This window comes from Alcanivorax limicola, from assembly GCF_019931215.1.
Classification (GTDB): Bacteria; Pseudomonadota; Gammaproteobacteria; order Pseudomonadales; family Alcanivoracaceae; genus Isoalcanivorax; species Isoalcanivorax limicola.
The window spans coordinates 887,855-912,701 of record NZ_JAIOUB010000002.1 but is presented as its reverse complement, the minus strand read 5'-3'; the positions used below and the strand labels follow the sequence as shown (position 1 = coordinate 912,701).

Genomic DNA, 24,847 nt, shown 5'->3' with positions numbered 1-24,847 from the left:
CTCATAATGAGTTGAACTTGCTCTAATGCCGAATGTTACTAAACCCGACACAGAGCAGGTCCCACACGTTTGTCTGCCTGATTGTTAAAGAGCGCCTCGGTGGGGTAGGACCCCGTCGAGAGAGGCGCCATTCTACAGAGCGGCCCCTCACTGTCAATTACTTTTTGAAGATTTTCTTCACCGGCGGAGCCCCCGAGGGGAGCCCGCCCGCAGCCACGCCCTTGCAGGCCCGGCCCAGACCCGATTCAGACCACCCGCACCCGGGCGATCTTCTTCTTGCCGGCCTGCACCACCCGGGTTTCACCCCGAGCCAATGTCATATCCGGCGCCGCCGGGGCGCCATCCACATAGACCACGCCTCGGCCCAACATATCCTTGGCCGCCTTGCCGCTCTGCGCTAGCCCTGCTTCGCGCAGCAGGTCCAATAGCCGCAGCCCGCCATCCTCCCCCGCATGCACCTCCACTTCCGGCAAGTTCTCAGGTATTACGCCCAAAGCAATCTGATTTCCTGCAGATGATGGCGCTGCGATGGCCGCGCCGCCATCATGGAAACGACTTATCAGTTCGGCAGCCAGCAGTCTTTTGGCATCCCTGATGTCAAAGACATTCTTAGCCTCTTCTTCCAAGAACGCAGCTCCGACAAGATGACCATCCTTGAAGCGCCGCCCGTCCGACATAAGGGAGCAGGCCCTACGGTAATCAAACTCGGTCCCGTGACCATGCGTCTCGCGGCTAAAGCAGCGCTCTCGCATACCCTCAATTTCGCTCATCGGCAGAAAACTCAAGAGCTCGAAGTACCGCCAAATCAAGCCATCCTGCAAGCCAATGATTTTCCTATACATTTCCCCGGGAGCATCGGTGACACCAATATAGTTACCCAGGGACTTGGACATCTTCTGGACGCCGTCCAGCCCCTCCAGGATAGGCACCGTGATGCACACCTGGGGCGCCTGCCCGTAATGCTTCTGCAGCGTACGCCCCATCAGGAGGTTGAACTTCTGGTCGGTGCCGCCAAACTCCACATCTGCCTGCAGCGCTACGGAGTCATAGCCCTGGATCAGGGGGTACAGGAACTCGTGGATGGCGATGGGCTGATTGGCCTTGTAGCGCTTGTCGAAGTCATCCCGCTCCAGCATGCGCGCCACTGTGTACTGGCCGGCCAGCTTGATCATTTCGGCCACGCCCAGCACGTCCATCCACTCCGAATTGAAGCGGACTTCGGTCTTGTCCGGGTCGAGGATCTTGAAGACCTGCTCTTTATAGGTCTCGGCATTGGCCTTCACGTCCTCCCGGGTGAGGGGCGGCCGGGTTGCGCTCTTGCCGCTGGGGTCGCCGATCATGCCGGTAAAGTCGCCGATCAGGAACACTACCTGATGGCCCATATCCTGGAACTGGCGCAGCTTGTTGATCAGTACCGTATGGCCGAAATGCAGGTCCGGGGCCGTGGGGTCGAAACCCGCCTTGATTCGCAGGGGGCGCCCCTCCTGCAGCTTGCGCCGCAAATCCTCTTCAAGGATGATCTCGTCTGTCCCGCGGCGAATCTCTGCGAGCGTCTGCTCAAGCGTCTGCTCAGGAAGCTCCTGACTGGCCATGCCAACCCCTGGGTGTGAAGAAAGGGGCGCTATTGTAGCACTTGAATGATCTGGCGAAAGGCGGTTATCTTCTGATCTACAGATTCCACGTTCCTCGACTTTTCCGGGGGTTACGTCCATTAATTAAGAATTCACTGCACATGAAACTGATATTGGCCCGCCTCACCCAGTTCGCGCGCTGCTTCCCCAAAGGCCATCTGATGGCCTGTGCGGCGCTGTTCGGCCTGCTGAGCGCCGCCGTCATCCTGCCCACATCTGGCGCCACGCCGGATGAGAAGCCTGCGGTACGCGCCCTGACATTGCCCGCCCCCAAAGCCCGGCCGGCCTCCGAACAGGCGACCGAAGCCCTTGCGGCAGCAGAACAAACACCCGATTTCCACTGGCGCGAAATTACCGTGTCTCCCGGCGACACCCTCTCACGTCTGCTGCAGGCGGAGGGCGTCAGCGCGGGCCAGGTACACCGGCTGGTCACTGCCGACAAACGGCTGGCCGCACTGACCAACATCCGCCCGGGCGATGTCATGCGCGTGGCGCTCGACGATGCGCAGCAACTCGTGGCGCTGGAACATCGCATCAGCCGGGTTGAATCACTGCACGCCGAATACAGTGACGAAAGCTGGACCGTGCGCGAAGAAAAACGGGATTACGAGCGTCAGGTGCGCTATGCCCAGGCCACTATCAGCGACTCTCTTTTCCTGTCCGCGCAACGCGCCGGCATGACCGACAACCTGATCATGCAGCTGGTGAACATCTTTGCCTGGGACGTGGATTTCGTGCTCGATATTCGCCAGGGCGACAGCCTGGAAGTGCTTTATGAAGAGCTGTATCTGGATGGTGAGCAGGTCGGCACCGGCAACATCCTGATGGCCAATTTCAATAATCGTGATCGTCGGTTGACCGCTTTCCGTTACGAAACACAGGAAGGCAATATCGAATTCCTGGACATTGCCGGCAACTCCTTGCGTCGCGAATTTATCCGCACGCCGGTGGAGTTCGCTCGCATCAGTTCGCGCTTCAATCCCAATCGCCGGCATCCGGTTCTCAATACTATTCGCGCCCATCGCGGCGTGGATTACGCGGCGCCCACAGGCACACCCATCCGCGCCACGGGCGACGGCCGGGTCGAGTTCGCTGGCGTGCGCGGCGGCTACGGCAACGTTGTTGTGATTCGCCACGGCCAGCAGTACAGCACCTTGTACGCGCACATGAATTCATTCGCGCGCGGCATTCGCGCCGGCGTGCGGGTGCGTCAGGGCCAGACCATCGGCACGGTGGGCATGACAGGCCTGGCCACCGGCCCGCACCTGCATTACGAATTTCTGGTCAATGGCACCCACCGTGATCCTCTGACGGTGCAACTGCCGAAAGCCCGTGGCGTCGCAGACGAAGAGCGCCGGGACTTTCTCGTGTATGCCAACCGGCTGCGCAACCAGATGGCCCTGCACGCCGAGGCATTTACTCTTGCCCAGAATTTCTGATGCAGACACCTCGCACAATGAAGGTCTGTTTATTGGTCTGATATCCGGCACCAGCGCCGATGCCATTGATGCGGCGCTGGTGCGCGTCACAGCGCAAGGCTGCCAGATGATCGCGCAGCACACGCCCCCGTATGATGACGCCCTGCACGATGCCGTGGTTGCGCTATGCAATCCGGGCGCTGACGAGATAACCCGACTCGGCGCGCTTGATCAACGGCTCGGCCATGACTTCGCCAATGCTGCACTGGCACTGATCGAGCAGGCCGGTTTCTCGCCGGAGGACATCACTGCCATCGGCAGCCACGGGCAGACCGTGCGGCATATGCCTGAACTCGCCTGCACCCTGCAAATCGGCAATGCCGATGTGATTGCCACCCGCACCGGTATTACCACGATCAGCGATTTTCGCAGCCGTGACATGGCACTGGGCGGACAAGGCGCACCGCTGGTGCCGCGCTTTCATCAGGCGTGCCTGTCACGCCCCGGCATGCGTCGGGCTGTTCTGAATCTGGGTGGCATTGCCAACGTGACACTGCTTGAAGGGGAAACACTGATCGGCGGCTTTGATACCGGACCCGCCAGCGTGCTGATGGATTACTGGTGCCGCAAACACACCGGTGAGCGCTTTGACCGCGATGGCGCCTGGGCGCAACGCGGCCAGGTCATCCCGGCGCTGCTGGATCATTGCCTGCGGACGCCCTATCTGGCGTTGCCGGCCCCGAAAAGCACCGGGCGCGAGCTGTTCAACGGCCCCTGGCTGGAAGCGCAGCTGACCCAGTGTCCGGCTGCTGCGGACGCCGCACCGGAGGACGTTCAGGCAACGCTCTTGCAGTTCACCGCACGCACCATCGCTGACGCCCTGCAATCCTTTGCGCCCAGCGAGCTGCTGGTTTGCGGCGGCGGCGCCGCCAACGGCCACCTGATGACGGCGCTGGGGATCGAGCTCCCCGGCGCCAACGTGTCAACCACCTCCGATCACGGCGTGCCCGCTGACATGGTCGAAGCCTGCGCCTTTGCCTGGCTGGCGTGGGCGCATCTCAATGGCGTGCCCGGCAATGCACCGCAGGTCACCGGCGCGTCCCGCGATGCCGTGCTGGGCGCCCTGTACCCGGCGTAACCGGATTTCATCCGACAAGCGTGATCAGGCACCCCCGTGAGGCACGATCAGTATCTTGCCGTGCCGTTCGCCCTGCGCCGCTGCCGCCACCGCTGCCTGAATATCCTCAATGCCATACGTCGCATGAATCGGCGCATGCAGTGTGCCGGACGACATCAGCCGGGTCAGATCACTGAACAACGCCATCTGCTCCGGCTGACTGGTGGTACGAAACCAGTGCGCCAGCCAGAAGCCGGTGAGCCTGATCTGATTGAAGATCAGGGCCATGGACGACAATTGGCAAGGCTCACCACTCATTCGTCCGTAGTTCACCAGCGTTGCGCCGGGCGCCAGGCAGGACGCCAGGCGATCTGTGGCCGCACCGGCCACCGCATCAATGCCCAATCGCACCTCGCCCTTGCCGATCAGGTCACGGACGCGCTTGCGCAGGTCCGGCCCATCCACCAGCACCACATCACCGCCCTGCTGGCGCACCCCTTCCACTGCGGATTCGCGGCGCACCACGTTGATCGTGCGGAAGCCGCGCACCTTGGCCAGCTGGATCAGGTAACTGCCAACCCCGGAGTTGGCCGCATTCTGTATTACCCAATCGCCGGCATGCAGGTCCACGAAATCGGTCAACAACAGCGACGCGGTGGGTGGATTGACGGTAATCATCGCCAGCTGTTTCGGATCCACATCGTTGGGTAGCGGGATCAGCGCCTTGGCCTCGGCCACCATGTGCGTGGTCCAGGTGCCGCTGCCAACGGGCAACAACACCACCTGCCCGATCGCCGGGTGCCGCACATCCGGCCCCAGCTCGATCACCCGACCCACGCCTTCGTTGCCGCCCACGGCGGGCAGCGGCGGCAACATGCCGTAGTCGCCAGTCAGGGTCAGCACATCAGACGGATTGATCGGCGCCGCCAGCACTTCCAGCAATACCTCACCGGCGCCGAGCTGTGGCCGCTCAAAGACCACCGGATGAATCACGTCCTGGGGGACAGGCCCGCGTATGTCATATTGTGCCTTGATCAGTTTCATTGCAGCGTCCTCGCTGTCGGAGACTTAGGGCGTTATCACAATCTTACCGCTGGAACGGCGCTCAAACAGCGCACGAAACGCCTCGCCGGCCTGTTCCATGGGATAAACGTGATCCGGTGCCGTTTTAAGCTTGCCTTCCTGCGTCCAGGCCACCAGTTGCTCAATCACGGGCGGCACCACGGCAGGATTGCCCATGACCTCACCCCCCCAGTTGACGCCGATGATCGAACAGCGTTTCAGCAGTGGCAGATTGAGCGGGATGGTGGCGATGCCGGTGACAAAACCCACCACCAGAAAACGCCCGCCCGGGGCCATCAGACGCAATGCCGGTTCTGCGGTATCGCCACTCACCGGGTCATAGACCACATCCACACCACCCGGCGCTGCCGCCTTCACCGCCTTGCGCCAGTTTTCGTCGGTGTAGTCCACCGCCACATCCGCGCCGGCATCCAGGCAAAGCTGACGCTTTTCTTCGGTGGAAGCACAGGCAATCACTTTGGCGCCCATGGCTTTTGCCAACTCTATCGCCGTGGAACCTGTAGTGCCGGAAGCCCCCAGCACCAGCACGGTTTCACCGGCCTGCAGCCTGCCGCACTCACGCAGACCGTAAAGCCCGGTTGCGTAAGCGATGAAATAATTTGCCGCATCCAGCAGCGGCACGTCTTTCGGCAGCGGGAAACAGGACATTGCTGGCAGCGTCACTTTCTCTGACATACCGCCCAACAACGCAAAACCCGCCACATGATCACCGACCTTGAGATGGGTGACGCCTTCGCCGGTCTGCTCGACCACACCGGAAATGGCGCTGCCCGGCACAAACGGCAGCGGCGGCTTGATCTGATACTCTCCCTTGACCAGCAAACCATCAAAATAGCCGACGCCAACGCCGGCCATTTTCAACATGATCTCGCCTTTCCCCGGAGCTCGCTCCGGCACCTCGGACACTTTCAGGGCAGACGGATCACCAAATGCTTCAACTTGTAGCGCGCGCATCAAAATAACCTCTTGGTTTTATAAAAAAGAAAATCAGGGCCTGTTACGGCCAAACTGGTCGTGGCTCGATACCCACTGATCCGACACGATCGCCGCGCTCAGGGACAGTTCACCACATAACACAACACCGGCGATGATCTCCGCCAGCCGGTACACCTTGCCACTCCCGTAGCAGTCCATCATTGCCAGGCATTCGCGCTGTGTCGGCAGGCCGGTGCCGCCACCATACGTCGCCACAATCAACGAGGGTATCGTGATCGAGAAATAGTAATCGCCGTTATCCTTGAGCTCGCCGTACACCATGCCGGCCGAGGATTCCGCCACGTTGGCCACATCCTGACCGCAGGCGATAAACACCGCGGTGATGCCGTTGGCAAAGTGCGAGCCATTATTGACGGAGCCCGACAACATAGCGCCCATATTGCTCAACTGCCGCTGCCGGTGCAGGGCCTCTGCTGTGGTGTGCATGATGTCGCGAATCATGGCAGCGGGCAGCGTCACTTCAGCCACCACACGCTTGCCGCGCGAGTGCAGATTATTGACGTGGGAATGCTTCTTGTCGGTGTCGAAATTGGCCGCCAGCGAAAAGTGTTCCAGCCCCGGCGGCTTCTGCGCCAGTATCCACTGGCAGGCATGGTGCGCCGCCTTGCTGACCATGTTCTGGCCCGCAGCATCGCCGGTGGTGAAATTGAACCGCAACCAACGCATCTTGCCCTGGGCGTATTGCTCTATGTCGCGCAGCTTGCCCACCGATGTTGTCGTTTCAGCCTCGCTGCGGATGGCATCAAAATTCGCGGTCACCCAGAGACCAAAATCCCGCGCATGGCGGGCATTTTCAAAGACGAAGATGGGCGCACGCTGCATGGCGTCATCAATTACCGTGGTGGTGATGCCACCGGCTTCCCGCGCCAGGCGCATGCCGCGGTTATAGCTGGCGACCAGCGTGCCCTCGGTGGTCGCCATGGGCACGAAGACCTCGCCCTGGACATGCTCGCCATTGAGCAACATCGGCCCGGCAAACCCCACAGGCACCTGGGCGACGCCAGCGAACTGTTCGATGTTGCCCGGCAGCAGCGCCGGATCAACAGAGTAATGCCCGAGATGTTCCAACGAGACACCGGCACGTTGCTCGACAAATTGACGGCGAGCCGCCGCCATATTGGCGGTGTAATCATTGTTTTTATCACGGGGTAATCGGGAATCCGTCATGGGCCTGCCTCAGGGTAGCGATAGCGCAGCCATAGGGTGGCCCAGCGGACGTTGGGGAGCAAGTCAGGGCCTGACAGAAAGCGTCAGACAGAAAAGGAAGACCCGCAACCGCAGGTGGAGGTGGCATTCGGATTCTGGACAACAAACCGAGAACCCATCAGGCCCTGATCGTAATCCACTTCTGACCCGGCCAGATACTGGATGCTCATGGCATCCACCAGCAAGGCCACGTCACCATTATCGACAATGGTGTCGTCCTCACGGGTATCTTCATCAAAGGTAAAGCCGTAAGAGAACCCGGAGCAGCCACCGCCGGTGATATACACCCGCAATTTCAGCGCCTGATTGCCCTCTTCCTCACGGAGCGCGCGCACCTTGGCGGCGGCGCGATCCGTCAGTGAAATACTTGTCTGTGTTGCATCAATGGAGTCAGTCATGTCCCGCACAGCGTTGTGGTAAGCCGCCATAGAGTCCAATACCCGACCATTATAGTCAAGTATTGGGCTGCTCGGCCGATGTGCTGGCCCCTGGCCGGCTGGTCTCGGCGCTTGCCGGCTTGCCCGCATCCGGCGCGGGCAGGTTCTTGCGCTCGCCCTGACGCACCAGCTTGCCGTTCACCTGAGCCCCGACCACCATTTCGATGAGGTTGTAGTAGACATTGCCTTCGATGACCGCCTTTTCGGCCAGCTCGAGCTGTTCCGTGGCGTGCACATCCCCTTCGACACGCCCGTTGATGACGATGCGCGGCACCCGGACCTCGCCCTTGACCACGCCGTTCTCGCCGATCACGAGACGTCCGCCCTGACCGGTGACACTGATATTGCCTTCCACGCGGCCCTGGACATGCAGCCCGCCGGAGAAACTGATATCGCCCTTGATCTCAGCCGTCGGTGCCACGAGGGTGTGGTTCCGGTAATCTTCACGTACTTTCTTGTCCCGCCCGAGCACTATGCTTCTCCTATAACTGCCAGCCAAATTGACGCTCCGTCCGCTGCCCACCACGACCCGAGGTCGCGGCTTCCACGGTGATGTTGCGCGGCAACACACCATCAGGCAGTTCCAGGCGGCCGGAAAGCTCCTGGAAATAGCGGAAGCGGAAGCTTGTTGTACTGTCATCCTGACTGATCAGGTCATTGCCGGACACGGTGATCCGGTTGCCGTCCTGCTGTCCGTCCAGGGTCATGGAAACCTCCCCGGCAACAAAGTTGCGGTTATCGCCCACCTGAGTCAACACCAGTCTGTAACTGAAGACCCCGGCGCGGTCGGTCGCCGCCACATCGAAACGCTCAATGCGCAAACCCTGCTCCACATCGCCCGGTGACATCACGTTCTTGTAGAACGCTACCGCCTCTTCCATCTCGGCGATCTGGTCGCGCAGGCCGCGCAACTCCTGGCGCACCTGCTCCTGCGCCTGATGACTGACTTCATTGCCGGTGCGATGCAGCGCCAGCTCACCCCGGGCCTCACGCAACTGCCCCTCAAGCTGGCTGACGCGATGCTTGAGGCGCTGCTGATCCAGGTTGGTCGCCCAGCCCTCACTGCCGCCGCTGGAATACCCGGCAACAAACGCCAACACCAGTCCCAGTGCCGTGCCCATTGCCAGCAGCGTGCGCAGCCATGCTCGCCGCCGCAGATCCACCGGCATGAGCGTCAGTTCACTGCTTTTCTTCTTTCGTCTCATGGGCATGTCATGGCAGCAATGCCGCTCCTTCAAGGCCGGCTCGCTCGGGTAGCCCGAGCATGATGTTCATATTCTGCACTGCCTGGCCGGACGCGCCTTTGACCAGGTTATCAATCACTGACAACACCACCACAGTATTTCTGCCCTGTGGCCGGTGCAGCGCGATACGACAGTGGTTGGCGCCTTTGACAAACCGGGTTTCCGGGTGGCTGCCCAACGGCATCACATCCACAAACGGCTCGTCGGCGAAGCGCTCCTCATACAGCGCCTGCATGTCCTCCAGCGACAGGCTGGTATCCCGCAACTGCCCGTAGAGCGTCGCATGGATGCCCCGGATCATGGGCACCAGGTGGGGCACAAAAGTGACCGAGACAGGATCGGCGGCCATATCCGAGAGGCCCTGCTCGATCTCCGGCAAATGCCGGTGCCCGGCGGCGCCATAGGCCTTGAAGCTCTCGGACGCCTCCGCCAGCAGCATCGGCACCTTGGCCTGACGCCCGGCGCCACTGACGCCGGAGCCCGCGCTGGCAATCAGGGGGCTGTTTTCTACCAGATTGTTTTCCAGCAGCGGCAGAAAACCCAGCTGAATGGCCGTGGGGTAGCACCCCGGGCACGCCACCAGCTGTGCCGAGGCGATGGCCTCCCGATTCCGCTCCGGCAGACCATAGACCGCCTGGGCCAGCAGTTCCGGGCAGCTGTGTGTCTCGCCGTACCACTGGGACCACAATTGCGCGTCCCGCAGCCGGAAGTCCGCCGACAGGTCCACCACCCGGACACCGGCTGCCATCAGCTCCGGCATCATGCGCATGGCGACATTATGTGGCGTCGCAAAGAACACCAGATCGAGCTGCGCCAGTTGCTTCACATCCGGGACGCTGAACGCCAGATCAAGGTGACCCCGCAGGCTGGGAAACATGTCATCAACCCGGGTGCCTTCCTCGCTACGCGAGGTAATGGCGGCGATCTCCACCTGCGGATGGTTAACCAGCAGGCGCAGCAGCTCGACGCCCGTGTAACCGGTGCCGCCGACAATGCCGACCCGAAAGGCCTTGGCTGGTGCGCTCATGAAATTCTCCGGGAACAGGGTAAAGACAAGGACAGAAAGGCTGCATGATAGGAAGCCCCGGACCGTCCGGCAACAGGCACGCCTCTCAGCTGTGTTGTCGCCCGCATTTCATCGTCACTGTTTCCCCGCTCTGCCACTGTTATCATGCGCCCTCGGACTGAATGCCACACAGGAATACATCATGCTCTGGGTCAAAGCCTTTCATATCATCGCCGTGGTCACCTGGTTCGCCGCGCTGTTCTATCTGCCGCGCCTGTTCGTCTACCACGCCATGGCCGAGGACGCCGTCAGCCGTGAACGCTTCAAGATCATGGAGCGCAAGCTGTACCGGGGCATCATGACGCCTTCAATGATCGCCACCCTGGTGCTGGGCTTCTGGCTCGTGTATCTCAATCCGGCGTGGATGAAGGGCGGCTGGATGCACGCCAAGCTGCTGCTGGTATTCCTGCTGGTGGGCTACCACCACGTCTGCCTGGCCTACATGAAAAAGTTTGCCGCCGACGCCAACACCCGCAGCCATGTGTTCTATCGCTGGTTCAACGAAGTGCCGGTGGTGCTGCTTATTGCGATTGTGGTGCTGGTCGTCGTGAAACCCTTCTGAGGCCGTTGCCATGAAACCCAACGTGCTCGTGATTGCCGGCCATGACCCTTCGGGCGGCGCCGGCATTCATGCCGATATCGAAGCCATCCACAGCCTGGGGGGCTTCGCGGCTACCCTGATCACCGGCCTGACGGTACAGAACAGCAGCAATGTGCAGGGCTTCGAGCTGGTCTCCGAGCAGCTGCTGCAGCGCCAGGCCGAGGCGCTGCTGGCCGACATGCGCTTTGATGCCGTAAAGATCGGCATGACCGGCAGCCCCGGCATCATTCATTTTATTGCCGACCTGCTGGACCGCCTGCCGGGTGTGCCGGTGGTGCTGGACCCGGTACTGGCTGCCGAAGCTGGTGGTCGCCTGGCCGCGGATTCCGTGCCCGATGCCATGCTGCGGGAACTGCTTCCCCGGGCCACGCTGGCGACGCCGAATTTGCCAGAGGCGCAGAAGCTGGCAGGCAATGAGGATCTGGCCACCTGCGGCACAGCCCTGTGCAACGCCGGTTGCCCAGCGGTGCTGATTACCGGCACCCATGACGATACGCCGCAAGTGCGCAACCATCTTTACACCGCTACGGGCGCGCAGCAGTGGGCCTGGCCACGCCTGCCAGGCAGCTACCACGGCTCCGGCTGCACGCTGGCCTCGGCCTGCGCCGCACTGCTGGCCGCCGGGCAGCCACTGGAACAGGCCGTCGAGCAGGCCCAGGCTTATGTGCATCAGGCCCTGCGCCATGCCTGGCAGGCCGGCCAGGGACAACTGATTCCGGACCGTCGTCGACATGACTGATGCCATGACGGGTGCCATCTCCAGCCTCAGCGCCGCGCAGTCCGCCATTCGCGGCCTGTACGGCATCACTGACCCGCTGCTGACGCCCGGTGATGCATTGTTGGACGCCTGCTCTGTCGCGCTGGCCGCCGGCCTGCGCCTGCTGCAGTATCGCAACAAGACCGCCGATGCCCACACACGGCTGCAACAGGCACAGGCGCTGCAGCGCTTGTGTGCGCAGCATGGCGCCACATTACTGATCAATGATGACCCGGCACTGGCCGCCCGGTGCGGTGCAGCCGGCGTGCACATCGGCCAGCAGGACGGCGCCGTCGCTGCTGCCAGAGCACAACTCGGGCCCGAGGCCATTATCGGTGTCACCTGCCACGGCGATCTGGCACTGGCACAGAAGGCGGTGGCCGATGGCGCAGACTATGTGGCCTTCGGGCGCTTTTTCGCATCACGCACCAAACCGGATGCCCGGAGTGCTGACGTCCAGGTGCTGAATCAGGCGCGCCAATCCCTGCCCGTACCCGTGGTGGCCATTGGCGGGGTGAATCCGGATAATGCGACGCTATTGATTGATGCCGGGGCACATGCCGTGGCGGCAATCCACGCATTGTTTGGCGCTCGTGACATCACGGCAGCCGTGCAGCAGTTCAACCGGCTTTTTCCGCAATAAGCACCTCTGGCGTGTCCGGCGTATACACGCCCCGCCCCTGAAATTCTGGAGTTCTGATAATGAGTCGCAAGCATTCCGAGCAGCTGTTCAACGATGCCCGCCACTACATCCCGGGCGGGGTCAACTCGCCGGTACGCGCCTTCAATGGCGTCGGCGGCACACCGGTGTTCTTTCACCGGGCGGAAGGCGCTTACGTCTACGACGAGGACGACAATCGCTATATCGACTACATCGGCTCCTGGGGCCCCATGATCCTGGGCCACTGCGATGCCGACGTGCGGGAAAAAGTACACGCGGCCATCGACGGCGGCATGAGCTTCGGCGCCCCCACCGCCATCGAAGTGGCGATGGCAAAAAAGGTCTGCGAACTGGTCCCGTCCATGGAGCAGGTGCGCATGGTCAGCTCCGGCACGGAAGCCACCATGAGCGCCATCCGCCTTGCCCGGGGCTTCACCGGGCGCGACCTGATCGTCAAATTCGAAGGCTGCTATCACGGGCATGTGGATAGCCTGCTGGTCAAAGCCGGCTCCGGCGCACTGACCCTCGGCGTACCCAGCTCACCGGGCATTCCCAAGGCGGTGACTGGAGATACGCTGACGCTGACCTACAACGACATCGCCAGCGTTGAAGCCTGCTTCGCCGAACACGGCGAGCGTATCGCCTGCGTCATCGTTGAACCGGTGGCCGGCAACATGAACTGCGTCCCCCCGGTCAAAGGCTTTCTGGAAGGCCTGCGCAAATGCTGCGACGACTACAACAGCGTGCTGATTTTCGATGAAGTCATGACCGGCTTTCGCATCGCGCTGGGCGGTGCCCAGGCGCATTACAACGTCAAACCCGACATGACCACGCTGGGCAAGATCATCGGTGGCGGCATGCCAGTCGGTGCCTTCGGCGGGCGCCGGGACATCATGCAGCATCTGGCGCCCACCGGGCCCGTCTATCAGGCCGGCACCCTGTCCGGCAATCCGGTGGCGATGGCGGCCGGTCTGATGACACTGGAAAAGATCAGCGCCCCCGGCTTCCACGACGCACTGTCAGCGAAAGCCAAACGGCTGGTGGACGGGTTGTCTGATGTGGCACGGGCACAAGGCGTGGCCATGACCACACATCAGGTCGGCGGCATGTTCGGTTTCTATTTTACCGACCAGACCCTGATCACCCGTTTCGAGCAGGTGATGGCCTGTGACCAGGACCGTTTCAAGCGTTTCTTCCACGGCATGCTGGATCGCGGGGTTTATCTCGCGCCCTCTGCCTTCGAAGCGGGCTTTATTTCCATTGCCCACAGCGATGCCGATATCGACTTCACGCTGGAGCAGGCCCGCGCCGCGTTAGCTCTGGGCTGACCCGGCGCAGGCTCGGGCCCAGCTCAGGGCAGCAAAGCCTCTGCCTCGATCTCGATCAGCCATTCGGGCAGGGACAGGCCCTTGACGATGACCCAGGAGCTGGGGGGCGGGTTGTCGGGGAAGTAATCCCGCAGCGCCTCGGCGATGGCGTCCTGTTCCTCGCTGGCTTCCTCGGCAATATAAATGCGCAGCATGATGACATGCGCCAATGTGCCTTCTGCAGCCGCAAGCACCCGCGCGACATTATCGAGTGCGGCGCGCGTCTGTGCTGCCAGGCCGCCCGTTACGGTCTGCTCTTCGGCGTCCACGCCCACCTGGCCGGAGAGCAGCACACGCCGCCCGACAGACGGCACGACCATCGCCTGACTGAAACCGTATTGCAGGCTGTTGAAAACGCTATCGGGGTTGAGTGTCTGGCGCATCAGGGCTCCTGCTGTAATCGCTCTGCATTATCACGCGCGGCATCCCGGCCGGCCTCGTCGCCCTGTCGATCGCGGGCTTCAGCCACCAGCGTCCACAGCTCCGCCTGCCATTGCGGGTGGTCCGGCGCCTCGCGCAGGGCGCGCAAAGCCAGGCCCTCGGCGGCGCGCGGCTTGTCTTCTTCCAGCCGCAGCTCAGCCAGTTTGCGGTACAGCACGGTAGCTTCACCGCTCTGACTGACGGACAGGGCGCGCTCGAGATAGCGGCCCGCAGCACTGTACTCATTGCGGGCGCGAGCGCTATCGGCCGCCGCCAGCAGACTGGCCGCCGGTGACGTATCTGCCACCTCCACCGGCGGCAGCGGCTCCGGCGGCATGACCGGCCGCACGCTACACGCGCCAAGCAGCAGCAACAGCCCGGCCAGCGCCGCGCGCATCGGCATCAGTTGAACATGCGCCTGAACCATCCTCGTACTCCTTCATCATTATCACGGCGCTCGCCACAGGACGTGCTCTCCTGCGGAATCGAGGCCGTCATCATCGGGTAGCGCCGTGCGTCGCGGCAGCCTTCGCCGCTGGTCCGCACGCCGTCTGCATCCATCCACACCCATTCGACTCCCGGGGGCGCTGTTTCGCGCAAGCTGCGCTGCGGCACGGACGCCATGACCTGGCCCCAGATCGGCAGTGCTGCATTGCTGCCAGTAACACCGGCAGACTGGTTATCATCACGGCCAACCCAGACTACCGCCAGGTGATTGCCGCTGAAGCCAGCAAACCAGGCGTCGCGGAAACCGTCGCTGGTGCCGGTCTTGCCCGCCACCACGATGTCCGCCGGCAGTACGCCCAGCAGGCCGCGACCGGTACCCTCGCGCATCACCTGGATCATGCTCCATTGGGTCAGGAAGGCCGCGTCCTGATCCAGAACCGGGTCCGCCGACACAGGGTAACGCGCCATGGGCTCGCCGCCGAGGTCCAGCACATCAGTAATGCTGCGCAGCGGTGTGCGAAAACCGCCGGTGGCCAGCGGCTGATACATGACCGCCACTTCAAACGGACTCAACTCAAGGCTGCCCAGCAGAATACTCGGATAGGCCGGTATACGCCGCTGCACGCCCAGACGCCGCAAGGTCGCGATGACCTTGTCCAGCCCGACCTCCATGCCCAGGCTCGCCATACCCTGGTTCCGGGAGTGAGCCAGCGCGTCCAGCATCGGAATCGCGCCCTGCGACTTGTCATCAAAATTCTTCGGTGCCCAGACCTGGCCATGCGCCAAGGGCACCTCAAACGGCTCGTCCATGACGTGCTGGGCCAGGTGATACCGCCGTGGCTGTTCCAGCGCCGCCTGCACCACCGCTGGCTTGGCCAGCGAGCCAATCGGCCGCACCGCATCCAGCGCCCGGTTGAAGCCTGTACTGCGGGCACGGCGGTCACCCACCACAGCCAGCACATCACCCTGATCCGGTGCCGTCATGACCACCGCACCGGTCAGCGCACTCGCGCCACCCGGGTCTCGGGTTTCCAGCGCCTTGGCCAGCGCATCTTCTGCCGCCAGCTGTGCCAGCACGTCCAGCGTCGAATGAATGATCAACCCGTCACTGGAGAGCACGGCAGGCGGATAATCACGCGCCAGCTGACGCCGCACCAGATCGATAAACGCCGGGAACGCATACAGGGCACCACCGGTCCGGGGCACGACCTCCAATGGCCGCGCCAGGGCGCGCTCAAGCGCCGCCTCGCTGATCACGCCTTCCGCATGGGAGGCGCGCAAGACCAGATCGCGGCGCGCCCTGGCCCGCTCCGGACGGCGGCGCGGGTCGTACAACCCGGGGCCTTTGAGCATGCCCACCAACAACGCGTAGTGATGCGCTTCAAGTTCCTCCAGCGGACGGCCGAAATAGAATTGCGCCGCCAGCCCCATGCCGTGGATGGCACGCGCACCATCCTGGCCGAGATATACCTCGTTGAGATAGGTTTCCAGAATCTGCGGCTTTTCGTAGTGCAGTTCCAACAGCAGCGCCATGGGGATTTCGAGCAGCTTGCGGCTGAGCGTGCGGTCCCGGGTCAGCCAGAAATTTTTCACCAACTGCTGCGTCAGCGTGCTGCCGCCCTGGCGCAGCCCACCTGCACGCAGGTTGGCTAGCGTGGCCCGCGCCAGGCCACGAAACGAAATGCCATGGTGTTCATAAAATTGCCGGTCTTCCACCGCCAGCAACATCTCCACCAACTCCGGCGGTGTCTGCGCCAGCCGCACCAGAATGCGGTCCTGACTGTGGCCGGGATGAATACTGCCGATCTGCATCGGTTCCAGGCGCGCGACCGGCACCGCAGCGCCGTCCGCGCTGGCCAGCCCGGCCACGCGACCATTGCTGATGCGCAACCGGATACGCCGGGGTGGCTCGCCACCGTCACTATCACGAAATCCTCGCGTGTGCAGGAGCACAGTATTGCCTTCGCGCGCCCACGAGCCTGGTGTGCTCGCCCCGGCTTCCTCGCGATAACGCATGAGCGCCACCAGCCGGTCGATGTGCGCCATATCCAGCACCCGACCGTTGTACAGCTCCACCGGACGCGCATAGACCCGCGCCGGTAACTGCCACTGATGGCTGTCGAAACGACTGCGGACCAGCGCGTCCAGCCACGCGAGCCCGACCAGCAGTAGCACCAGGAAAACCAGGGTCGCCTTGATCAGCAACCCGCGGGAGAAAAATGAGGACGATACGTTTTTTGGCATGGCGCGCAGTATAGATGAATTCCGTCAGCGATTTGGCAACAGACACCGGCAACCCCATAATGGTTCGCCTTTACCCCCTTCGGAGCCCTGTTCATGACCCAGCAGTATGACGTTTACGCCATCGGCAACGCCCTGGTCGATACCGAGATTGAAGTCAGCGATGCCTTCCTCGAGACCATGGATATCGGCAAGGGCATGATGACGCTGGTGGACAAGGAACGTCAGATGGCGTTACTGGACGCATTGCGCGAACAGGCCGACCCCCACAGCCAGACCTGCGGCGGCTCTGCGGCAAATACCATTATTGCCACCCGCTATTTCGGCGGCAGCACCTTTTATACCTGCCGCGTCGCCAATGACGACACCGGCGAGCTGTTCGTGCAGGCGCTGACCGCCGCCGGGGTCGACACCAACATGACCGGCGCGCGGCCCGAGGGCGTCAGCGGCACCTGTCTGGTCATGGTCACCCGCGATGCCGAGCGCACCATGAACACCTTCCTGGGCATTTCCGAAACCGTGTCCAGCGACGATATCGATGAAGCCGCGCTGCGCGCGTCCCGCTATGCCTATATCGAGGGTTACCTGGTCACCTCGCCCAGCGGCCGGGCCGCCACCATTCGTCTGCGCGAACTCGCCCGCCAGCACGGTGTTCAGGTGGCGATGACCTTCTCCGACCCTGCCATGGTGCGCTTCTTCCGGGACGGCCTGCTCGAAATGATCGGCGACGGTGTTGATCTGCTGTTCTGCAACGAAGACGAAGCCCGGGATTTCACCGACACCGACAGCGCTGACGCCGCACTGGCTGCCCTCAAGACCTACAGCCATAAAGTGGTTATGACGCGCGGCGCAGACGGCGCACTGGCCTGGGACGGCGAGACGCTGCACACCATCGCAGGCGTACCCGTGACCGCCGTGGACACCAACGGCGCGGGCGACATGTTTGCCGGCGCCTTCCTGTACGGCATCACTCAGGGGCACGACTTTGCCACCGCCGGCCGCCTGGCCAGCCATGCGGCAGCGCAGGTGGTCAGCGATTTCGGCCCGCGCCTGACACCGGAAGCCCATCTGGCGGTGCGCCGTCAGGTACTCGGACAGTAAGTCGGACAGTTAAGAGAGCCTCATGCATTTTCTTTGCACGCTGCAAGACGTCCCGGAGGGTGAATCCCGGGGCTTCGAGTTCGGCCCCAAGTCCGTCGTCGCCGTGATGCGCGACGGGCAGCTCTACACCTATCTCAACTGGTGCCCGCACCTGGGCATCGAGCTGAATTTCATGCCGGATGACTTTCTCGACATGGACCGCCAGTTCATCACCTGCGCCAACCATGGCGCACTGTTCGAGATCGAAACCGGCATGTGTCTCTCGGGCCCCTGCCAGGGCGAACCGCTGGCCGCCATCCGCCACGAACTGCGCGGCGATGAGGTCTGGGTGGAACTGCGAGACCCACCGACCTGACGCAATGGCTCATCAGGCGCCACGCCGCGCGACAGATGCCGTACACTGGTCGGCCTGCGCAAGCACGTCGCCATGAAGAGACAGCCCGATGACAGAGCACACGCAACATCCGTTTGAGGCACTGACGCCGGATCTGTTGCTGGATGCCGTGGAGAGTACCGGCGTGCTCAGTGACGGACGCATGCTGGCCCTCAACAGCTACGAAAACCGGGTCTATCAGGTCGGCATCGAAGGCGAAGCACCGATCATCGCCAAATTCTATCGCCCCGGGCGCTGGAGCGATGCGCAGATTCAGGAAGAACACGACCTCTGCCTGACACTGGCCGAGCACGAATTGCCGGTGGTGGCGCCACTGCGCAATGCCGCTGGCGAGACTCTGCATCACTTTCTGCATCCCCATGGCACCTTCCGCTTCAGCCTGTACCCGCGCAAGGGCGGGCATGCCCCTGAGCTGGACAATCTGGACAACCTGCTGATCATGGGCCGCTTCCTCGGGCGCTTGCATAACGTCGGGGCGATACGCCCGTTTGCACACCGACCCACCCTGACCAGCCAGGATTTCGGCCACGACGCCGTTGCCTTTGTCAGCGAGCACTTTGTCCCCGCAGAACTGAAAACCGCCTACGACAGCCTGACCCGCGACCTGCTGCAAGCCGTGGACGCGCAGATCAACAGTGTCACCAACGCCCAGCTGATCCGTGTGCACGGAGACTGCCACAGCGGCAACGTGCTCTGGCGTGACAATGCGCCTCACTTTATCGACCTGGACGACGCGCGCATGGCACCTGCCGTGCAGGACATCTGGATGCTGCTCTCCGGCGATCGCCACCGGCAGACACAACAACTGTCGGAAATTGTCGAAGGTTACAGCGAATTCCGCGACTTCAATCCGGCGGAGCTGCGCCTGATCGAACCCCTGCGCACCCTGCGCATGCTGCACTTCAGCGCCTGGATCGCACGCCGCTGGGACGACCCCGCCTTCCCGCGCGCCTTCCCCTGGTTCGACAGCCCCCGCTACTGGGGCGAGCGCATTCTCGATCTGCGCATGCAGATGGCCGAGCTGAACGAACCTCACCTGGCTATCTATTAACCACCCTTCATTGCCGCATGTTGATTTGTGCCAATTAAATATTGGCGTTTTGCATATTGCGCAAACACCGCTTCATCCGCAGAATAGAGTTGTGGTCAGGCACTCCGTACCCGGGCATTGCACAAGCCGTCACAGAGCGGCACGCCCGGCACGGCGATCTATCAGGGACGCCTGGCACCCGTTACGGGCTGGCCGTATCGGGGGGAACGACCAAGGAGCTGTTATGCACACTCTCTTCCGGCGCGATGCCGAAGGGCGCCACCAGACCCTGCGCCCGGTAACCGAAAAAGAATTGATCGAATACGCAAGCCACCTGCTTTGTGATGACCTGCTCGCCCGCCCCGCCGTCAATGGTGTCGACGACGCCACTGCGTTTCTGCGCATGCGGCTGTGTCACGAAGAACGGGAAATGTTTGGCGCACTGTTTCTCGACCACAAACATCGGGTCATCGGCTTTGAGGTACTGTTTATGGGCACCCTGAACTTTACCGCCGTACATCCTCGCGAGGTGGCGCGGCGCGCACTGGCGCTGAATGCCGGTGCCGTGATTCTGGCCCACAATCATCCCTCCGGCGATCCGGAACCCAGCGCCAACGACCGCAGCATGACCTCACGCCTGCGCGATGCACTGGCACTGGTGGATGTGCGCACACTGGATCACGTGATTCTGGGCCAGAACGGCAACGTCAGCCTGGCGGAGCGCGGCTGGCTTTAAGGAACCTCTGAAAGCCCTACAGCACCAGCGGCACCGGCGCGTCGAGCACGAAGGCCTCCGGACTGATGGCGGTGCGCCAGGCCATGACCTCTACCCCGGCACTGACCGCCTCGCGCAGCAGGTGGCCATAGGCCGGGTCGATGTCGTCGGCGGGCGCCACCTGCCGGGCGCCGGTGTGCTGCACGCAGAAGAACAGCACCGCCCGTCGCCCACTCGCCACAACGTCCATCAACGTGCGCAGATGCTTCTGCCCCCGCAGGGTCACCGCATCCGGAAAGCGAATCAGCCCGTGATCCGGCTCATCCTCGCCACCGCCAAGCGTGACGTTCTTGACCTCGACAAAGGTATCAGGCGCCTGGGCGTCTGCCCCCAGCGCGATATCAAAACGACTGTCACCGAACGTCACTTCACGGCGTAACCCCTCGGGGGTGAGCCCGTCGATACGCTGCGCCGCGATAGCTTCCGCCACCAGCGCATTGGTGCGCCCGGTGTTGATGCCCGCCCAATGACCATGGGCCACCTGCACCGCCTCCCAGGTATGTCGGTACTTGCGTTTGGGATTGCCACTGTCGGAAAACAGCACCGGCGCGTTATCCGGCGTGCAGTGCTTCATGGAACCGGTGTTCGGGCAGTGCAGGGTCAGCATGCGGCCATCTTCGGCAATGATGTCCGCCATGAAACGCTTGTAACGCCTCAGCAAACGACCGCGAGACAGGGGAGGATCAAACTTCATGCGCGTTCCAGAAAGCCGACGATACGCGTCAGCGCCTCATCCAGCCGCGCCAGATCACAGGTATAAGCCACCCGCAGATACTGTGCCGGGTTGTGGCCACTGCCAAAATCGACACCCGGCGTGAGCGCCACATGCGCCTGCTCCAGCAGCCGCTCGCAGAAACCGAAGCTGTCATCCGTCAGCGCTGACGCATCCAGGTACAGATAAAACGCCCCCGCCGGCTCGCCGACGACGTGCAGGCCCAGCGCCGGCAGGCGCGAGAGCAGCAGCGCCCGCCGCTCCGCCAGCTGCTGACGGCGACGCTCCAGCTCCGCCAGGGTGTCCGGGCTGAAGGCCGCCAACGCCGCATGCTGGGCCAGGGTGGACGGCGCCAGGAAGAAATTCTGCGCCATGCGCTCCAGATCCGGTACGCGCGAACGCGGCGCGACCAACCAGCCCAGACGCCAACCGGTCATGCCAAAGTATTTGCTGAAGCTGTTGATCACCAGCGTATCCGGGGCTACGGACAGCGCGGTAAAGGCCGGCGCGTCATACACCAGCCCCTGATAGATCTCGTCCATGATCAACGCCCCGCCGCGTTCGCGCACCACATCAGCCAGAGCGCCCACCTGTGATGGCGTCATGACATTACCGGTAGGATTGTCCGGCGAAGCCAGCAACGCCGCCCGCGTGCGGCTGTTCCAGGCCGCGGCAATCTGTTCCGGCGTCAGCGCCCAGCCGTTCGCCGGGTCGAGCAAGAGCGGGCGCGGCACGCCGTTGACCAGCTCGACAAAATGCCGGTTACAGGGATAGCCGGGGTCCGTGACCAGCACCTCATCACCCGGATCAACCAGCGAGGCCAGCAGCAACTGCAGGGCGCCAGACGCCCCCGGCGTCACAACCACGCACTCCGCCGGCACATGGACACCAAACCGGCTGGCATAGAAGCCGGCGATGGCCTCTCTGAGCGACGCCATGCCCGCCGCCGGGGTGTAGCGGGTCTGCCCGTCCGCCAGCGCCCGCTGGCCGGCCTCGATCACCGGCGCCGGGGTCGGGAAATCCGGCTCGCCCACGCCCAGATGAATGACATCATGGCCCGCCGCCGCCAGTGCCTGCGCCCGGGCCACCAGACTCATGACATGGAACGGGGCGATCCGCTCACAACGCGCCGCACGCGGCCCCGGCCCGGCCGGGCTTTCATGAACGGAATCAGCCGTGATGGGAGGCTTTGTCAAAAGGTGTCTCACTCTTCAGGACCCGCTTTCATGTTCGCGGACAATGGCTATAATCCCAGCGGCTACGGGGGTGACAAGCCCCCCGAGTCAGGGTTATCGTCGGGGATTGACTATTTATCGTGTCAGCATCGGGGCAACCGCAGACACCGTCTGAGTGCACACCAGCAAGGACGTGCCGAAGACGCTACAGCGCACTGACCAGGCACTGCCGGACAGTGTAGCAGAGCAAGGCACGACTCGGGCCCCAACTTACAGCGAGCAGTGAGTATGTTAAGGGAGTTGATCAGGATGGCCACACGCAAGAAAAAAGCGCCGGCGAAGCCAGCCTCGAAGCAAGCCACCAAAAAAACCGCGAAAGCGACAAGTGCCACTGCCAAAGCGGCCGCCCCGACGAAGAAACCGGCACCCGCCAAGAAGGCGCCCGCAAAAAATGCGCCTGTGAAAAAGAAGGTCGCTGCTAAAAAAGTCGCCGCCGGGAAAGCGGCAGCGAAGCCTGCCGCAAAAAAAGCTGCGGTGAAGAAAGCCCCGACCAAAACCGCAAAAGCTGCCGCGAGCAAGAAGCCGGCCACGACCACGGTCGCGGCTAAAAAAAGTGCGGCAAAAAAGGTAGCAAAGAAAGCGCCTGCGAAAAAGGCCACTGTCAAGGTCGCTGCCAAAAAGCTCGCTGCCAAGAAAGCTCCGGCCAAAAAAGTAGCGGTCAAAAAGGCCGCCACCAAAAAGCCGGCAGCCGCACCAGCCAAGGCAGCGGCCAAGCCCGCCCAAAAGGCGGCCCCGGCGAAGAAAGCAGCGCCCGCCAAAAAGACTGCGGCCAAAGCACCGGCCAAAAAGAAAGCCGCTGTAACGCGCACCCTGGCCAGCAAAGCGGAGAACACCCGCAAGACGGCCGCTGCGCCCGCACGCAAAACCAGCACTGGCGCCAAGGCAGCCAGCACACCGGCTACGCCTGCCAGCCCGAACAAGAAAACAGAAAGCAAGGCAGCCCCCAAGGCTGCCCGCGCCGCAACAGTGAAGAAAGCCGCCGCCAAGGCCAGTGCCGCCCGAACCGCCGCTGCAGCAGCGGGGGTCAAAAAACCGCTGCCGCCCAAACGGCCGGCACAATCCGCCTCGGCACAGGCAAATATCCATGCCAACGATCACGCCAGGAAGGCACGCGCGGCTCAGGGAAGCGCCAATGTCCCGTCAACCCCTTCTCAGGTATCGCAAAACGTGAAAGACCCGATGAACATAGCGGCGCCAAAGCCGGGCACCCTGATATACGGTTTAAAGCCCTATACCCCCGCCAAAGGCGAGGAATACATGAGCGAGGCGCAATACGCGCACTTCCGCAGCATCCTGCTCGCCTGGCGCCAGGAACTGATGGAAGAAGCAGACCGCACCATGCACCACTTGCAGGACGAAGCGGCCAATCTGCCTGACCCGGCAGACCGCGCCACCCAGGAAGAAGAATTTGCGCTCGAGCTGCGCACCCGGGATCGCGAGCGCAAGCTGCTCAAGAAGATCGAAAAAACCCTCGATAAAGTGGACACCGGCGACTACGGCTACTGCGAAGCGTGCGGCGTCGAAATCGGCATTCGCCGACTGGAAGCGCGCCCCACCGCCGAGCTGTGCATCGACTGCAAGGAGCTGGCCGAGATCAAGGAAAAGCAGCTCGCCAGCTGATGAGGCCCATGATCATCATCGCGCCAGAGCACACCGCACCAGACAACACCGCACCAACCAAACGCCGGGCTTGCCCGGCGTTTGTGTATCACGGATGCACCACATGACCTATCGGGGGCGATTTGCACCCACACCCTCCGGCGACCTGCACCGGGGTTCGCTGCTGACTGCCGTGGCCAGCTACCTTGATGCACGACAGGCGGACGGCGCCTGGCATCTGCGCATTGATGACATTGATCCGCCGAGAGAAGTCCCGGGCGCCGCCGACCGGATACAACAGCAACTGGCCGCCCACGCCCTGCACTGGGATGGCAGCGTGCAATACCAGAGCCAACGCCACGACGCCTACGCGGCAGCCGTCGACATGCTGCTGGCCAGCGGCCATGCGTTTTACTGTGCGCTGTCCCGGCGTCAGCTCGCTGATCTGGGGGGGCGACATCCCGGGCCGGCCGTTGCCGTCAGCCCTGCTTCCCACTCGGCCACCAACACCAACCCCAACCCCAACACGGACTGCGCCATTCGGCTCGCCGTGCCCGACACGCCCATATGCTTCACAGATCGTCTGCAAGGTCGCCAATGCCTGTCACTGGGTGAGGCCGACGGCGCTTTCGTCATTCGTCGACGGGACAAGCTCTATGCCTACCAACTCGCCTGCGCGCTGGACGATGCAGACCAGGGCATGACCCATATCCTGCGCGGCGCCGACCTGATGGATTCCACCCTCCGGCAAGTGCATGTGCTGGATTGCCTGGGGCGTACGCGGCCGGACTATGGCCACTTGCCGGTACTGACGGACAGCGACGGCAACAAGCTGTCCAAATCGGCCGGCGCCGCCGCGCTCAGCCCGGACACCTCCGCGAATCTGTATGGTGCGCTGCGGCTGCTGGCGCTGGACCCGCCTGCAGATCTGGCGGGCGCCCCCTGCGCTGAGCAACTGGCCTGGGCCATCCCGCAATGGCAGCCTGCCCGCCTGAACAACACACTGACCTTCGGGGTCGCGGACGCGCCCTGACACGACCTCACACCCCACACCCCACACCCCACGCCGACAGCTGTGGCGCAACCTGCTACTATCCTGCGATACCCGATTCCGGCAGTCTTGAACCATGTACACAGACCGATTACTGATCATTTTCATCGTCGGCGCCTACCTGCTTTCCCCCGTCATCATTGAATGGTGGAGCGAAGGCGGGCGCGCCTGGCATCGCCCGTACATGATGTGGCTGGTGCTGATCGCGCTGAGCTACTGGATTGGCCGGGGTCGCCCCGCGGATCGTCCGTGATGCGG

The 24,847-nt window shown here is 62.8% G+C and carries 26 protein-coding genes; 13 read left to right on the top strand and 13 right to left on the bottom strand.

The features are described 5' to 3' along the window. Positions 1-245 precede the first annotated feature (245 nt). Positions 246-1,592, bottom strand: a complete 1,347-nt coding sequence (gene tyrS, locus K8B33_RS10170) for a tyrosine--tRNA ligase (protein ID WP_223426064.1) — start codon at positions 1,590-1,592, stop codon at positions 246-248. Positions 1,593-1,732: 140 nt separating this feature from the next. Here tyrS and K8B33_RS10165 point away from each other — a divergent pair, with 140 nt between their 5' ends. Both K8B33_RS10165 and K8B33_RS10160 read left to right on the top strand, forming a co-directional pair. Then, complete coding sequence (locus K8B33_RS10165; RefSeq protein WP_223426062.1) at positions 1,733-3,070, top strand: peptidoglycan DD-metalloendopeptidase family protein; 1,338 nt, start codon at positions 1,733-1,735, stop codon at positions 3,068-3,070. After that, positions 3,054-4,187, top strand: coding sequence for an anhydro-N-acetylmuramic acid kinase (locus tag K8B33_RS10160; protein WP_223426061.1), 1,134 nt, complete (start codon positions 3,054-3,056; stop codon positions 4,185-4,187). The genes K8B33_RS10165 and K8B33_RS10160 overlap by 17 nt, the downstream gene beginning before the upstream one ends. Positions 4,188-4,211: 24 nt before the next feature. Here K8B33_RS10160 and K8B33_RS10155 read toward each other — a convergent pair whose 3' ends face one another. The 7 genes from K8B33_RS10155 to argC all read right to left on the bottom strand — a co-directional run bounded on the left by K8B33_RS10155 (position 4,212) and on the right by argC (position 10,159). Beyond that, positions 4,212-5,210, bottom strand: a complete 999-nt coding sequence (locus K8B33_RS10155) for a zinc-dependent alcohol dehydrogenase family protein (RefSeq protein WP_223426060.1) — start codon at positions 5,208-5,210, stop codon at positions 4,212-4,214. Positions 5,211-5,234: 24 nt separating this feature from the next. Beyond that, a complete protein-coding gene (locus K8B33_RS10150; protein WP_223426059.1) occupies positions 5,235-6,203 on the bottom strand; it encodes an NADPH:quinone oxidoreductase family protein in 969 nt (322 codons plus the stop codon). 33 nt (positions 6,204-6,236) lie between these two features. Next, positions 6,237-7,412: a hydroxymethylglutaryl-CoA reductase gene (locus K8B33_RS10145; protein ID WP_223426058.1), complete on the bottom strand. Its 1,176-nt coding sequence runs from the start codon at positions 7,410-7,412 to the stop codon at positions 6,237-6,239. Positions 7,413-7,495: 83 nt separating this feature from the next. Further along, the gene (gene erpA, locus K8B33_RS10140; RefSeq protein ID WP_223426057.1) at positions 7,496-7,849 is read right to left on the bottom strand and encodes an iron-sulfur cluster insertion protein ErpA; all 354 of its coding nucleotides are present in this window, start codon (positions 7,847-7,849) and stop codon (positions 7,496-7,498) included. A gap of 55 nt (positions 7,850-7,904) precedes the next feature. After that, entirely contained in the window at positions 7,905-8,360 is a 456-nt protein-coding gene (locus K8B33_RS10135) for a bactofilin family protein (RefSeq protein ID WP_223426055.1), read from the bottom strand. Positions 8,361-8,370: 10 nt separating this feature from the next. Beyond that, positions 8,371-9,093, bottom strand: coding sequence for a DUF6776 family protein (locus K8B33_RS10130; RefSeq protein WP_223426053.1), 723 nt, complete (start codon positions 9,091-9,093; stop codon positions 8,371-8,373). Positions 9,094-9,100: 7 nt separating this feature from the next. Next, the gene (gene argC / locus K8B33_RS10125) at positions 9,101-10,159 is read right to left on the bottom strand and encodes an N-acetyl-gamma-glutamyl-phosphate reductase (protein WP_223426051.1); all 1,059 of its coding nucleotides are present in this window, start codon (positions 10,157-10,159) and stop codon (positions 9,101-9,103) included. 181 nt (positions 10,160-10,340) lie between these two features. Between argC and hemJ the strand changes: the two genes are divergently transcribed. The 4 genes from hemJ to hemL are packed head-to-tail and all read left to right on the top strand — an operon-like array spanning position 10,341 to position 13,545. Further along, the gene (hemJ, locus tag K8B33_RS10120; protein WP_223426048.1) at positions 10,341-10,760 is read left to right on the top strand and encodes a protoporphyrinogen oxidase HemJ; all 420 of its coding nucleotides are present in this window, start codon (positions 10,341-10,343) and stop codon (positions 10,758-10,760) included. A gap of 10 nt (positions 10,761-10,770) precedes the next feature. Next, positions 10,771-11,538, top strand: a complete 768-nt coding sequence (gene thiD / locus K8B33_RS10115; RefSeq protein WP_223426046.1) for a bifunctional hydroxymethylpyrimidine kinase/phosphomethylpyrimidine kinase — start codon at positions 10,771-10,773, stop codon at positions 11,536-11,538. Then, on the top strand, positions 11,531-12,199 hold the full coding sequence (gene thiE / locus K8B33_RS10110) for a thiamine phosphate synthase (RefSeq protein ID WP_223426044.1): 669 nt from the start codon (positions 11,531-11,533) through the stop codon (positions 12,197-12,199). Before thiD ends, thiE begins: the two co-directional genes overlap by 8 nt. Positions 12,200-12,258: 59 nt before the next feature. Then, a complete protein-coding gene (hemL, locus tag K8B33_RS10105; RefSeq protein WP_223426042.1) occupies positions 12,259-13,545 on the top strand; it encodes a glutamate-1-semialdehyde 2,1-aminomutase in 1,287 nt (428 codons plus the stop codon). Positions 13,546-13,568: 23 nt separating this feature from the next. On the opposite strand, the gene K8B33_RS10100 is transcribed toward hemL, so the two are convergent. Genes K8B33_RS10100 through mrcB form a run of 3 tightly spaced genes read right to left on the bottom strand, consistent with a single transcriptional unit; the run spans position 13,569 to position 16,695 of the window. Then, positions 13,569-13,967, bottom strand: a complete 399-nt coding sequence (locus tag K8B33_RS10100; protein WP_223426040.1) for a RidA family protein — start codon at positions 13,965-13,967, stop codon at positions 13,569-13,571. Next, the gene (locus K8B33_RS10095) at positions 13,967-14,431 is read right to left on the bottom strand and encodes a hypothetical protein (protein WP_223426038.1); all 465 of its coding nucleotides are present in this window, start codon (positions 14,429-14,431) and stop codon (positions 13,967-13,969) included. The genes K8B33_RS10100 and K8B33_RS10095 overlap by 1 nt, the downstream gene beginning before the upstream one ends. Further along, complete coding sequence (mrcB, locus tag K8B33_RS10090; protein ID WP_223426036.1) at positions 14,407-16,695, bottom strand: penicillin-binding protein 1B; 2,289 nt, start codon at positions 16,693-16,695, stop codon at positions 14,407-14,409. The genes K8B33_RS10095 and mrcB overlap by 25 nt, the downstream gene beginning before the upstream one ends. A 93-nt stretch (positions 16,696-16,788) precedes the next feature. On the opposite strand from mrcB, the gene K8B33_RS10085 reads away from it, so the two are divergent. The 4 genes from K8B33_RS10085 to K8B33_RS10070 all read left to right on the top strand — a co-directional run bounded on the left by K8B33_RS10085 (position 16,789) and on the right by K8B33_RS10070 (position 19,953). Continuing rightward, the gene (locus tag K8B33_RS10085; RefSeq protein WP_223426034.1) at positions 16,789-17,793 is read left to right on the top strand and encodes an adenosine kinase; all 1,005 of its coding nucleotides are present in this window, start codon (positions 16,789-16,791) and stop codon (positions 17,791-17,793) included. 22 nt (positions 17,794-17,815) lie between these two features. Continuing rightward, on the top strand, positions 17,816-18,148 hold the full coding sequence (locus tag K8B33_RS10080; RefSeq protein ID WP_223426032.1) for a Rieske (2Fe-2S) protein: 333 nt from the start codon (positions 17,816-17,818) through the stop codon (positions 18,146-18,148). 88 nt (positions 18,149-18,236) lie between these two features. Beyond that, the gene (locus K8B33_RS10075; RefSeq protein ID WP_223426030.1) at positions 18,237-19,238 is read left to right on the top strand and encodes a serine/threonine protein kinase; all 1,002 of its coding nucleotides are present in this window, start codon (positions 18,237-18,239) and stop codon (positions 19,236-19,238) included. A 223-nt stretch (positions 19,239-19,461) separates the two neighbouring features. Then, the gene (locus K8B33_RS10070; RefSeq protein WP_223426028.1) at positions 19,462-19,953 is read left to right on the top strand and encodes a JAB domain-containing protein; all 492 of its coding nucleotides are present in this window, start codon (positions 19,462-19,464) and stop codon (positions 19,951-19,953) included. Positions 19,954-19,969: 16 nt separating this feature from the next. On the opposite strand, the gene sfsA is transcribed toward K8B33_RS10070, so the two are convergent. Then, the gene (gene sfsA / locus K8B33_RS10065; protein ID WP_223426026.1) at positions 19,970-20,686 is read right to left on the bottom strand and encodes a DNA/RNA nuclease SfsA; all 717 of its coding nucleotides are present in this window, start codon (positions 20,684-20,686) and stop codon (positions 19,970-19,972) included. Further along, the gene (locus tag K8B33_RS10060; RefSeq protein WP_223426097.1) at positions 20,683-21,801 is read right to left on the bottom strand and encodes an aminotransferase class I/II-fold pyridoxal phosphate-dependent enzyme; all 1,119 of its coding nucleotides are present in this window, start codon (positions 21,799-21,801) and stop codon (positions 20,683-20,685) included. Before K8B33_RS10060 ends, sfsA begins: the two co-directional genes overlap by 4 nt. Before the next feature lie 1,317 nt (positions 21,802-23,118). Between K8B33_RS10060 and dksA the strand changes: the two genes are divergently transcribed. From dksA to K8B33_RS10045, 3 genes are all read left to right on the top strand, one after another. Next, entirely contained in the window at positions 23,119-23,559 is a 441-nt protein-coding gene (gene dksA / locus K8B33_RS10055) for an RNA polymerase-binding protein DksA (protein ID WP_223426096.1), read from the top strand. A gap of 103 nt (positions 23,560-23,662) precedes the next feature. Further along, a complete protein-coding gene (gene gluQRS, locus K8B33_RS10050; protein ID WP_263284591.1) occupies positions 23,663-24,571 on the top strand; it encodes a tRNA glutamyl-Q(34) synthetase GluQRS in 909 nt (302 codons plus the stop codon). A gap of 94 nt (positions 24,572-24,665) precedes the next feature. Then, positions 24,666-24,842, top strand: coding sequence for a hypothetical protein (locus tag K8B33_RS10045; RefSeq protein WP_223426021.1), 177 nt, complete (start codon positions 24,666-24,668; stop codon positions 24,840-24,842). The last annotated feature ends 5 nt before the right edge of the window (positions 24,843-24,847 follow it).